This window comes from Mesorhizobium sp. USDA 4775 (assembly GCF_054062655.1).
This window is the reverse complement of the sequence record NZ_JBSSFM010000001.1, coordinates 4,155,299-4,166,889: the sequence shown is the minus strand read 5'-3', so window position 1 is coordinate 4,166,889 and position 11,591 is coordinate 4,155,299. Positions and strand designations below refer to the sequence as shown.

Sequence of the window (11,591 nt, the reverse complement as noted above, 5' to 3'; positions counted from 1 at the left end):
CGCAGGAGGCTGAAAATGGACCTTCGTATCGTAATGACACAGGGGGGTAAAGAAAACATGCATTCCGCGGGATACGTAAAACTTTAAATATAAGGTTAACGCAACCGTGATCCGGGCGCCGTTTTCGCAACATTTTTCCGGGCCATCCATTAACCCGTTGTCCATTGGATTCGCCTAGTTTTTCAGGCGGCCGAAGAAAACGGAGTTCGAGTTCATGCGTGGCGAAAGCGGCATTGCCTTTTCAATGCCCGGAGGCGACGTCTCGGGAACCAGACAGTCCCGACCGGTCGATTTGGCACACCTTGCCCGGCAAACGATGGGCGACCGCGCCCTCGAGCAAGAGGTGCTGGCGCTGTTTGTACAGCAGGCGCTGTCGGTACGCGACAAAATAGTCGATGCCGATCTCAAGGACCGGCTTCTGCTGGCGCATGGGTTGAAAGGGTCTGCTCGCGGCGTCGGCGCCTTTGCGATCGCCGATTGTGCCACTGAGATCGAGCGGCAGCCGGAAGACGGCCAGGCCCTCAAGCGGCTCGGCAAACTGATCGACGAAGTGCGTGATTTCATCGCCGCCATCAATCGCTGACCCGGTTTGTGGAAAAACGTCACCGAGAGGCGCTTTCGCACGGCAGTTGACTTGTCTGCCGGAGTGATTATCTCGGCGGAAACTCCCTTCAGGTGACAAATGACCAAGCTGACCTTCATCGCCCATGACGGCACACAATTCGACGTGGACGCCGAAAACGGCTCGACGGTCATGGAAAACGCCATCCGCAACGCCGTGCCGGGGATCGAGGCGGAGTGCGGCGGCGCCTGCGCCTGCGCCACCTGCCATGTCTATGTCGACGAGGCCTGGACGGCGGAAGTGGGCGAGCCGGAAGCGATGGAAGAGGACATGCTGGACTTCGCCTACGACGTCCAGCCGAACTCGCGGCTGTCCTGCCAGATCAAGGTGCGCGACGCGCTCGACGGCCTGGTGGTGCGGGTACCCGAGCGCCAGGGCTGAAAAGCGGATTTTTCCCACTGCCGCTTGGCAGCGGGCCGGTGGTCATGCAGTCTCACGCCATCCAGCAACGAGGCAGGGCGCATGACCGGGATCATCAGCACAGACGTTCTCATTGTCGGGGCAGGGCCTGTTGGCCTGTTCGCCGTGTTCGAGCTCGGCCTGTTCGACATGAAATGCCACCTGATCGATATCCTCGACAAACCCGGCGGCCAATGCGCGGAACTCTATCCGGAAAAGCCGATCTACGACATTCCCGGCTGGCCTTCGATTTCGGCGCAAGGGCTGGTCGACAAGCTGCTCGAGCAGATCCATCCGTTCAAGCCTGACTTCACCTACAACCGCATGGTCTCCAGCCTCGAGAAACTGGAGGACGGCGGCTTTCGCGTCATCACGGACGAGAACGAGGTGTTCGAGGCAAAGGTGGTGGTGATCGCCGCCGGCGGCGGCTCGTTCCAGCCGAAACGCCCGCCGATCCCGGGCATCGAGCCCTATGAGGGCAAGAGCGTCTTCTATTCGGTGCGCCGGATCGAGGATTTTCGCGGCCACGACCTTGTCATCGTCGGTGGCGGCGATTCGGCGCTCGACTGGACGCTCAACCTGCAGCCGGTGGCCAAGAGCGTGACGCTCGTTCATCGGCGCCCTGAATTCCGCGCGGCGCCCGACAGCGTCAACAAAATGTATGCCATGCAGGAGATGAAGCAGCTGGCATTCAGGGTCGGGCAGGTGACCGGCCTGACCGGCGCCGACGGCCAGCTGTCATCGGCCACCATCAAGGGTGGTCCGGAAGGTGATATCGAAGTGCCATGCACCCGCATGCTGCCCTTCTTCGGCCTGACCATGAAGCTCGGGCCGATCGCGGAATGGGGGCTCAATCTCCACGAGAACCTGATCCCGGTCGACACCGAGAAGTTCCAGACCTCGGTGCCCGGCATTTTTGCCGTCGGCGACATCAACTGGTATCCGGGCAAGCTGAAGCTGATCCTGTCAGGTTTTCATGAGGTGGCGCTTATGGCGCAGGCCGCCAAGCGCATCGTCAGCCCCGGTGAGCGGATCGTGTTCCAGTACACAACCTCGTCGACCAGCCTGCAGAAGAAGCTCGGCGTGGTGGAGTAAAGAGCGCTTCTATTCCGCGATGACGGGCGCGACAGCCTCGTCGCGTCCGCGCAGCGCCTTTTCCGGCATCAGCATCATTGCGACAAGCGCCAGCCCCAGGGTGATGCCGGCGGTGATGAAGATCATCACGAACGGCAAGGCTGACGTCAGCTGGATATGTGTCTGCGAGCCCTCGGCGGAGAGCGGCAGGCCATAGCCCAGCGCCACCGCACCGAGCAGGGCGACGCCCAGCGCGCCACCCAGTGTGCGCAAGAAGGTCAGCACGCCGGTCGCGACCCCGAGATGGGTTCGATCGACGGCGTTCTGGACAGAGACGGTCGCGACGGGGAATGTCGTTCCGCTGCCCAGGCCGATCAGGGTGGTCAGGATCTCGACCTCGAGCAGCGAGGCGTGTCCGGCAATGGCACTAAGCACGCCGATGCTGACAATGGCCAAAGCGATGCCGATCATGGCGATACGCTTGTAGTGCACGAAGCGGGGGATCAGACGGCCGCTGGAGGCGGCACCGGCGACCGTGCCGAGCAAAAGGCCGAGCATGGCCAGTCCCGATTCACTGACGGAGAGCCCGATCACGGTTTGTAGATAGACCGGCAGGTAGACCGAAGCGCCGATATTGGCGGCCTGCAGCAGGAACATCGACAGCGCACCGGCGAGCACGATCGGGTTGCCCAACACTTCAAGCGAGATCAACGGTTCGGCGGCCCTCAGCAGCCTCAGTGCGAACAGGGCCCAGAACACGGCCGACCCGGTCACCAGGCCGAGAATGTCGCCCGAAAACCAGGGATAGGTGCTGCCGCCCCAGTTGAGCGCCAGAAGCAGAAGTGCCGTGGCGATAACCAGAAGCACGGCGCCCAACCCGTCGATACGGTGATGTTTGGCCGCGATCGGCAGCTTCTTCAGTGGCTTGTTGATGATGGCCATGGCCACCAGCCCAAGCGGAATGTTGATCCAGAAGATCAGCGACCAGTGCAGATGCTCGGCAAAGGTGCCGCCCAGCAGTGGCCCTGCAATGCTGGCGACGGCCCAGGTGCCAGAGACCCAGGCCGCGTAGCGTGCGCGTTCGCGCGGCGGCACGAGGTCGCCGATCACGGTTTGCGCCAGCGCAAACAGGCCGCCGCCGCCCGCACCCTGGATCGCGCGCCCTATCACCAGGACGAACATGTTGGGGGCCATGGCGCTGACCAGCGATCCGGCGAGGAAGATGAGGATCGCTGCGTAAACGGTAGGGCGGCGGCCATAGACGTCGGAAATCTTGCCGTAGAGCGGTGCCACGGCGGTGGCGGTCAGGAGATAGCCAGTGACCATCCAGGGGAGATACTCGGCGTGGCCGAGTGCTCGCGCGATGGTCGGCATGGCGGGTGCGATAATGGTCTGGTCGAGCGCCGCTAACAGCATGGACAGAAGAACGCCGCCGATGATGGCGTTCTTCTCGCTTTCGGTCAGCGGCGTGGCGTCAGCCGCCATGGTCTGCTTGTCGACAGCCTGGTCCATAGTATTATCCATATGCTTTGCGCGCGATCCGGGTCGACGATTGGGCTTGCTTGATGCGTTCGCCGCGCGATCGGTCGTGGTGCTCGTGCCTTGAGGGTTGCGCCTTGCCAACCCGTGATATGTCGTTCCGTTTAGGCCGATTTCGACTGCCGTTCGAAAATTTTTCGACTCTGGCACTACGCTTCGGCCCGGTTGGCTTTCGTCGGCGCCATCGCGCGCGCCGATGAAATTCAGGCCGGCGGCGGCAGCCGACCGTTCTCGATGCGCTGGATGCGGTAGCGCATGAGCCGCAGGATACGGCTTTCGAAATTGACGCTCTCGACGCGATCGAACTGCACCTGGGCGCGGTCGTGCCTGGCGAGAATGGCGGCGGTGATCTCGGCCGCCTTGGCCTTGGCCGTATCGCAATCCGTCCGCGGGTAGGTCGCCTTCAGCGCGTTTTCCAGCTCGCGGCCATAGTTCTTGGCGATCTCGACATGGCGTTCTTCATGGCGCTTGATGTCGGCCGACAGCGTGTCCCAGAACAGCTTCACGTCGGGATCCGCCTTGCGCGGGCGGCGCCATTCCGGAAGGATCACCTTGACCTTGACCGTCACGGCGGCGTCGGCGATCCGGCAGGAGCCAGCCTGCGTGGCGTAGCTGATACGGGTGGTGAAGGCCATCTGGGTGGCGCCGGGGTGGCGCGAGCCCGTGCTTTTGACCTGCGGCCCGTGTTTGGAGAGCTGCTTCTCGATGTCTTCGAGCGTGCTGCCGCCAATGGAAAAGTAGCTGTATGTCTTGACGAGATTGGCCGCGCCCGCCGGAACAGCGGTCATGGCAAGCAGCAGCGCGCAAAGCAGGGATCGTTTCATCATATTGCCTCTTTACCCACCTTGCTTTACGGCCGTTGCCGGCGCAACGGAATTGATCCTTTGCGGATCACACATCGTTGATGAGCCCATGGTTGATGAGCAATGACGGCGAGGCGATGGCAGCTGGCGCATGGACGTCATCTCGACCTTGGCGGCAAGGCCGTGGTCGTCGGCGTCCTCAACATCACCCCCGACAGCTTTTCCGACGGCGGACTGTTCGATGCGCCCGAAGCGGCGCTGGCCCAGGCGCGCCGCATGATCGGGGAAGGGGCACGGATCATCGATGTCGGTGGAGAATCGACCCGGCCGGGCGCCGCCGCGATCTCGGCCAGCGAGGAACAGGCACGTATCCTGCCGGTGATCGAGGCGTTGGCGCGCTCCGGTGACGTGCTGATTTCGGTCGACACCTATCGCGCCGAAACCGCGCGGCTGGCCGTGGCTGCCGGCGCGCATATCGTCAACGATGTCTGGGGCCTCCAGCGCGAGCCCGACATCGCGCGGGTCGCCGCCGAAACCGGAGCCGGGCTCATCATCATGCATACCGGGCGGGATCGCGAGAAGCTGCCCGACGTGATCGCAGACCAGTTTGCGTTCCTGGAGAGATCGCTGGAGGTCGCCCGCCGCAACGGCATTGCCGATGATCGCATCGTGCTCGATCCCGGTTTCGGCTTCGCCAAGGAGACGGCGCAGGAAAATCTCGAGCTGATGGCGCGGTTTTCCGAGCTCCATGCGCTAGGCTTTCCGCTGATGGCAGGCACCTCGCGAAAACGCTTCATCGGCACCGTTACCGGCCGCGATGCGGCAGACCGGGCTGCCGGAACGGCGGCGACCAGCGTCATTCTCAGGCTCAAGGGCGCGCATCTGTTTCGCGTCCATGATGTCGCAATCAACGTGGACGCGCTGGCCGTGGCGGATGCTATGCTGGCGCTTGAAACCGCCGTATCGGAACGCTGAGCCATGTATGTCATCCGCCTGAAGAACTGCGCCTTCTTTGCCCGGCATGGCGTGCTCGACGAGGAGGAGGCGCTCGGCCAGCGTTTCTATGTCGACGCGATGCTGTCGGTCGAACCCGGGCGCGCGCTTGTCGACGACGCCATCGAGGAAACCGTCAACTACGGCATTGCCTTCACGGTGATCGAGAAGATCATCACCGGCGAACGGCGTTTCCTGATCGAGGCCCTGGCCATGGAAGTGGCAAAGGCGCTGACGGAGCGGTTTCCGCAGATCAAAAGGGCCGAAATCACCGTGCGCAAGCCGAACGCGCCGGTGCCTGGCGTGCTCGATTATGTCGAGGTGACCGTTGTCTGGCCCGAGTAACACCGTCTACCTCAGCCTCGGCGGCAATCTGGGCGATCCGGCGGCCTCGATGGCGGCGGCGCTGCGCATTCTCGACGCCGATGCGGATACGCGCGTTACCGCCGTCTCGTCGCTCTACCGCACGCCGCCCTGGGGCAAGCTCGACCAGCCGGATTTCCTCAACGCCGCCGCCGAACTGTCGACCCGGCTCGCACCGCGGGCACTGCTTGACCTCTGCCTCGACGCGGAGCGCAAGCTGAAGCGGGTGCGCGAGGAGCGCTGGGGGCCGCGCCTGATCGACATCGACATTCTGGTGTTCGGTAACCGCGTCATCCATGAGACCGGGCTGGAAGTGCCGCATCCGCGCATGCTGGAGCGCGCTTTCGTGCTGGCGCCGCTGGCCGAGATCGCGCCGGATCTTGCCGTCGGCGGGCGAAGCGTATCGGAACGGCTCGGCGCCGTCGACGCCGCCGGAATCGAGCGATTGCCGTCCGGCCGGGATTGGTGGCTGACGTAACGATCAGCCGGAAAATCCGCCTTCGTCGAGAAAGGCCTGCTCCTGTGGTGTCGTCTCGCGGCCAAGCATCCTGTTGCGATGCGGAAACCGCCCGAAGCGCTTGATGATGTCGCGATGCTCCAGCGCGTATTTCAGGTTGAACTCGGCCCTGGCGGTGTGCAGCTCGACCGAAATGTCCTGGTCGGCAAGGTTTTCCGCATGTTCGAACGGCAAATACAGGAACACGCGGACTTCCGGTTCCAGCGCCAGGTCATGCCCGGCAGCGACCGCTTTTTCAGCGAAATGCTTCGCCAGCGGATCGGTGGCGTACATATGGCCGGTGCCACGGAAGCAATTGCGCGGAAACTGGTCGAGCAGGATCATCAGCGCCAGCGAACCTTCGGCATGGTTCGACCAGGCGTCGCATTCACGCCGCGCGGCGGCGTTGTGCAGGTCAAGAAACCGATCGCGGAAATCGGCATCGAAAGCGTCGCTCTTCTCAAACCATGCATCCTCGCCGGCGTCGCGCCAGAATTTGGTGACCGACAGGGCTCTGCTGTCCAATTCCATGCATGATTCCTTGGTTCAATCGGCTGTTTCGGATTTGTGCAGAACGCCGGCCGTCTCCTCGTTGAGGGCCTGACCGGGGCGGCGCGGCGTGGAGAGCGGTGTCGGAATCGGCGTGCCGATATTGCCCCGCAGGAAGCGCTGGCCGGCGCGAATGCCTTCGGCGAGCTGGGTTTCGAAACGGTCGGTGTCACGACGCCTGACGTCCTCGATCGTTTCCGCCACGTCTTCGGGATCAACGCCAAGCGATTCCAAGGCCGAGCCGCCGAAAACCAGTGCCGATTCGAAGGTCTCGCGCAGCTGATAGTCGACGCCGGCGCGAATGAGCTGCAGCGCGGTGCCGCGGTCGAAAGCCCGGGCAAGCACGGTGAGCAGCGGAAATTCGGCCTTGATCAACTGGGCGATGCGAACGGCCGCATCGGCCTTGTCGACGCAGATCAGCACGGCGCGCGCCCGGCCGGCGCCGGCCGCGTGCAGGATATCCAGCCGGGTGCCGTCGCCATAATAGACCTTGAAGCCGAAATCCGCCGCCGCCTGGATCATCTCGACATCGTTGTCGATGATCGACACATCGATGCCGCGCAGCAGCAGCGGCTGGCTGGCGATCTGGCCGAAGCGGCCGAAACCGATGATCAGCACGCTGCCGGTCAGTCCGTCGGCGACATCGACGCCGTCGAGCGACTGCTCGTCGCGCGGGGTGACATAGCGCAAGGCGATGATCGCCAGCGGTGTCAGCACCATGGAGATGATGACGATCGCCGTCAGCGTCGCGTTGGCCTGGTTGTCGATGATGCCGACGGCAGCGGCGGCGGAGTAGAGGACGAAGGCGAATTCGCCGCCTTGCGCCATGAAGACCGCGCGTTCCAACGCTTCACGATGGCCGGTCTTGAGGATGCGGGCGACGATGTAGATGCCAAGCGCCTTCATGACCATGTAGGCGACGACATAGACCGCGATCAGCTTCCAGTTCGCGGCGACCACATGCAGGTCGAGCGACATGCCGACCGCAAGGAAGAACAGGCCGAGCAGGATGCCGCGGAACGGCTCGATGTCTGCTTCCAGTTGATGGCGGAAGGTCGATTCGGACAGAAGCACGCCGGCCAGGAAGGCGCCCATCGCCATCGACAGGCCGCTGAGCTGCATGGCGAGCGCCGATCCAAGCACCACCAGCAGTGCCGCGGCCGTCATCACCTCACGGGCACGGGCATCCGCCAGGATGCGGAAGAACGGGTTGAGCAGATAGCGCCCCGCCAGCACCAGTCCGACGATCGCGGCAAGGCCGATGCCGACCTCGGTCAGCCTTTCCGACAGGCTGGTGTCGGCGCCGCCCGGCGCCAGGAACGCGATCAGGGCCAGCAGCGGCACGATGGCGAGATCTTCCAGCAGCAGGATGGAGACGATGCGCTGACCTTTCTGCGAGGCGATTTCGCCGCGTTCCTCGAGAAGTTGCATCACGATCGCCGTAGAGGTCAGCACGAAACCAGCCCCGGCGACGAAGGATTGCGAGACCGGAAAACCGCCGGCCATTCCCACGCCGGTCAACAGGACCGCGCAGACCCCGACCTGGAGCGCACCGAGCCCGAAGATTTCGCGCCGCAGGCCCCAAAGCCGCGACGGCTGCATTTCCAGCCCGATGATGAACAGGAACATGACGACGCCGAGTTCGGCGACGTGGAGGATGGCGCCCGATTCGGAAAAGATGCGAAGACCAAACGGGCCGATCACCACGCCGGCGGCCAGATAGCCTAGGATGGAGCCGAGGCCCATGCGCTTGAAGATGGGGACGGCGACAACCCCAGCGGCAAGCAGCGCCACCACCTGAATGAGATCGCTGCCTGATGTTTCCGCTGCCATGCCTCTTGTCCCTAAGTCTCCCTATGTCCGACAGCACTCCTTGCATGCAGTTGGAGCGGGAGGCAAGGGCGGGGAGCCTGCCAGGACGGGTAGGGTGCCGTCGAAGCGTTTCCCCTGGTGGAACAACGGTCTCCGCTTGCCTGCCGGACGAATGGTATGTATATCGGTAGGATGATTGACCATTCGTCCCGGCCGTCTCCGCCAGATATCCCGATGGATGCGCTCAGCGAAATCCTACAAGACTTTCGCTTGAGTGGCGTCAATTATGGCCGCTGCGAGCTCCAACATCCCTGGAGCATAGAATTCCCGCAACAATCGCTGCTTCGTTTTCACTTTGTCGGTCAGGGTCCATGCTGGATCCACACCGAAGCGCAGGGATGGCAGGAGTTGCGCGATGGCGATCTGGTGCTGCTGCCGCAAGGCATCGCCCATCGGCTGGCCAGCGCGCCGGACGTTGCAGGCGGCTCGCTCGATGATTGCCGGGTGACCAAGTTGGGGAGCAACGTCTGCGAAGTCGTACGGGAAGGCACGGGCGCGACAAGCACCCTTTTCTGCGGCTCAATGGCCTTGGGCGCCTGTGCGTTAAATCCATTGATCACGCTGATGCCGCCCATCATCAAGGGTTGCGACGTGGCCGGCAATGATCCGGTCGTTGGTCCTCTGCTGGCGGCCATGACCGTGGAGGCCGCGCAACCGCAGATGGGCAGCGCCACCATCTTGTCGCGCATGGCGGACTTGCTGACAGCCCGGCTCATTCGCTGCTGGGTCAATTGCACGGGAGCTTCGACCACCGGTTGGCTCGCTGCCATCCGCGACCCCCATATTGGCCGCGCTCTGGCAGCCATGCACAGAGACCCCGGCCATAACTGGACGCTCGAAAGCCTCGCCAGCCTGGCAGGCCAATCGCGCTCGATTTTCGCCGAGCGCTTCAGCGCTGTATTGGGAGAGGGTGCTGCACGCTATCTCGCCCGTTTGCGCATGCAGCTTGCCCGCGAGTTGTTGGGGCAAAACGGTTTGTCGGTGGCCGAGGTTGCTACTCGCTTGGGCTATGATTCCGAGGCATCCTTCGCTCGCGCCTTCAAGCGCATCACCAATGTCTCGCCAGGCGTTGTGCGTCGCACAATTCCCGGACGAATAGGCATGGATTTCGGATTTTGAGGTACATATAATCCGAAAAGACTCGTTTATGAAGATCTCCAAACCTTGGAGATCTTTCAGTGACTGACACAACATTACAACTTGAGGACGCGGCGATAGGCGTTGATGCCGATGCGCCGGCCGCGTGGAGCGCAACCACCTGGTTCGCAGTCATTTCATTGGCCGCCACCAGCTTTGCCCTGGTCTCAGCCGAATTCCTGCCGGCAGGTTTGTTGACGCCAATGGCGCGCGATCTCGGCATCAGCGAGGGAACGGCCGGACAGGTCGTCACCGCCACCGCTTCAGTCGGCGCCGTGACGGCCATGTTGAGCAATGTCCTCATCGGCCGATTGAACCGCAAGACGGTGCTGGTCGGCCTTATGGCCCTAGCGGTTGCTTCCAATATTCTTGCGGCGCTGGCGCCCAATTTCTGGCTGCTGTTGCTGGGTCGGGCCGGACTGGGGATCGCTCTCAGCGCTTTCTGGGCGCTTTCGGTCGCCGTCGTGGCCAGGCTGGTTGGCGCCAGCGCGACAGGTCGGGGCATGGCTATCGTCACCCTCGGCGTCTCGCTCGCCACCATTGCCGCACCGTCGATGGGCGCGTTGATCAGCGACTGGCTGGGTTGGCGCAGCGCCATGGCCATGACGGCAGGGTTGGCCTTGCTGGCCATGCTACTGCAGTTGCTTAGCCTGCCGTCTTTGCCTGCAACGGCAAGCAATAGTCTTGCGGACGTCCTTCGGCTGACACGGCGGCGTGGCATTCAACTTGGTATGCTTGCCATCCTTTTGCTGATGACGGGGCATTTTGCCGGCTCGGTCTATGTGCGTCCCTTTCTCGAACATGTGACGCTCCTTGCCACCGGGCCAATTGCCCTGGCGTTGCTCGGATTTGGCATCGCCGCAGTGATCGGCAATATTGCCGGTGGCCGCATGGCCGACGCCAATATCCACGTGGCTCTCGTGGTTACCGCCGCATTGATGGCGTTTGCGGCGCTGTCATTAGTGCTTTGGGGCGTGCACATTGGCGTTGCCTTTGGCTTCGTGACACTGTGGGGCTTCGCCTTCGGCATGGCGCCGGTGGTGTTGCCGACAAATTTGTCTCGCGCCGCGCCGGACGCGCTGGAAGCAGCGGGCAGCCTGATGGTCGCCTCTTTTCAGGTCGCCATCACCGTCGGCGCGGTTGTCGGCGGCTATGTTGTGGACACCTACGGCCCTACGGCGCCTTTGACTGTGACTGCTATCCTTGCTGCATCGACAGCCGTCTTGGCGCTGCTACAGCCGCGTAACTGAACTTTGCCGCCGCTGACACAGCAGCCCGAATCCGACCCGGCCAATATTGCAGACGCGTTACACAAGTTTACGCAATGCGCGCGTTGCTTGTTGCCACAATCGAAGGCTAAGGACGCTCGGCTTCGGCCATTGGAGGGTGAGCGACGATCAAGTCGCGCCCTTTTGAGGAGATGACTGACATGAAGAAGTTTTTGCTTGTTGCCGTCGGCCTGGCGGTGCTTGCCGGTTCGGCCTGCTCGAAGGCGCCGGAATGCACGGCCGAGATCGCGACCAAGAAGGCGCAGGACATGGCCGCCGCACTGCAGGAGGCGATCACCAAGGATCCGTCCAAGGCGGCTGACCTGACCGCCAAGGTCCAGGCAGTAACAACCAAGTACCAGGGCACCACGACACTCGCCGACGCCTGCAAGGCGTATGACGAGGTGACGGCCGCCATCAAGGGCTAAGCGCCTTTTTGCTGGTTCGAGGGGGCGGTGGCGATGGGCTGCCGCCTC

Annotated in this window: 13 protein-coding genes; 9 read left to right on the top strand and 4 right to left on the bottom strand. The window is 63.0% G+C overall.

All coding sequences use genetic code 11. The features are described 5' to 3' along the window. The first annotated feature begins 214 nt into the window (after window positions 1-214). The 3 genes from ACVILI_RS20460 to ACVILI_RS20450 all read left to right on the top strand — a co-directional run bounded on the left by ACVILI_RS20460 (window position 215) and on the right by ACVILI_RS20450 (window position 2,116). Window positions 215-583 (top strand): Hpt domain-containing protein, encoded by a 369-nt coding sequence (locus ACVILI_RS20460; RefSeq protein ID WP_027046873.1) that lies wholly within the window; start codon window positions 215-217, stop codon window positions 581-583. Between the two features lie 99 nt (window positions 584-682). Next, entirely contained in the window at window positions 683-1,003 is a 321-nt protein-coding gene (locus tag ACVILI_RS20455) for a 2Fe-2S iron-sulfur cluster-binding protein (RefSeq protein ID WP_010909663.1), read from the top strand. Window positions 1,004-1,084: 81 nt separating this feature from the next. Further along, window positions 1,085-2,116 carry an NAD(P)/FAD-dependent oxidoreductase gene (locus tag ACVILI_RS20450; protein ID WP_019858339.1) on the top strand — a complete coding sequence of 344 codons (1,032 nt, stop codon included), beginning with the start codon at window positions 1,085-1,087 and terminating at the stop codon, window positions 2,114-2,116. Between the two features lie 9 nt (window positions 2,117-2,125). Here ACVILI_RS20450 and ACVILI_RS20445 read toward each other — a convergent pair whose 3' ends face one another. Next, the gene (locus tag ACVILI_RS20445) at window positions 2,126-3,607 is read right to left on the bottom strand and encodes an MDR family MFS transporter (protein ID WP_457102577.1); all 1,482 of its coding nucleotides are present in this window, start codon (window positions 3,605-3,607) and stop codon (window positions 2,126-2,128) included. 230 nt (window positions 3,608-3,837) lie between these two features. Further along, window positions 3,838-4,461, bottom strand: a complete 624-nt coding sequence (locus tag ACVILI_RS20440; protein ID WP_038646984.1) for a DUF922 domain-containing Zn-dependent protease — start codon at window positions 4,459-4,461, stop codon at window positions 3,838-3,840. A gap of 99 nt (window positions 4,462-4,560) precedes the next feature. Here ACVILI_RS20440 and folP point away from each other — a divergent pair, with 99 nt between their 5' ends. The 3 genes from folP to folK are packed head-to-tail and all read left to right on the top strand — an operon-like array spanning window position 4,561 to window position 6,271. After that, the gene (gene folP / locus ACVILI_RS20435) at window positions 4,561-5,412 is read left to right on the top strand and encodes a dihydropteroate synthase (protein ID WP_240565012.1); all 852 of its coding nucleotides are present in this window, start codon (window positions 4,561-4,563) and stop codon (window positions 5,410-5,412) included. Window positions 5,413-5,415: 3 nt separating this feature from the next. Next, a complete protein-coding gene (gene folB, locus ACVILI_RS20430; protein WP_019858335.1) occupies window positions 5,416-5,775 on the top strand; it encodes a dihydroneopterin aldolase in 360 nt (119 codons plus the stop codon). Next, window positions 5,759-6,271, top strand: a complete 513-nt coding sequence (gene folK, locus ACVILI_RS20425) for a 2-amino-4-hydroxy-6-hydroxymethyldihydropteridine diphosphokinase (RefSeq protein WP_019858334.1) — start codon at window positions 5,759-5,761, stop codon at window positions 6,269-6,271. The genes folB and folK overlap by 17 nt, the downstream gene beginning before the upstream one ends. A gap of 3 nt (window positions 6,272-6,274) precedes the next feature. On the opposite strand, the gene ACVILI_RS20420 is transcribed toward folK, so the two are convergent. Together ACVILI_RS20420 and ACVILI_RS20415 are read right to left on the bottom strand one after the other, a co-directional pair. Continuing rightward, window positions 6,275-6,820, bottom strand: coding sequence for a DUF924 family protein (locus ACVILI_RS20420; protein WP_038646980.1), 546 nt, complete (start codon window positions 6,818-6,820; stop codon window positions 6,275-6,277). 15 nt (window positions 6,821-6,835) lie between these two features. Continuing rightward, a complete protein-coding gene (locus ACVILI_RS20415) occupies window positions 6,836-8,671 on the bottom strand; it encodes a monovalent cation:proton antiporter-2 (CPA2) family protein (RefSeq protein WP_038646978.1) in 1,836 nt (611 codons plus the stop codon). A gap of 171 nt (window positions 8,672-8,842) precedes the next feature. Between ACVILI_RS20415 and ACVILI_RS20410 the strand changes: the two genes are divergently transcribed. From ACVILI_RS20410 to ACVILI_RS20400, 3 genes are all read left to right on the top strand, one after another. After that, window positions 8,843-9,829: an AraC family transcriptional regulator gene (locus ACVILI_RS20410; protein ID WP_038646976.1), complete on the top strand. Its 987-nt coding sequence runs from the start codon at window positions 8,843-8,845 to the stop codon at window positions 9,827-9,829. Window positions 9,830-9,888: 59 nt separating this feature from the next. Continuing rightward, window positions 9,889-11,097 carry an MFS transporter gene (locus ACVILI_RS20405; protein ID WP_064985670.1) on the top strand — a complete coding sequence of 403 codons (1,209 nt, stop codon included), beginning with the start codon at window positions 9,889-9,891 and terminating at the stop codon, window positions 11,095-11,097. Between the two features lie 179 nt (window positions 11,098-11,276). Continuing rightward, a complete protein-coding gene (locus ACVILI_RS20400) occupies window positions 11,277-11,543 on the top strand; it encodes a hypothetical protein (RefSeq protein ID WP_019858327.1) in 267 nt (88 codons plus the stop codon). The last annotated feature ends 48 nt before the right edge of the window (window positions 11,544-11,591 follow it).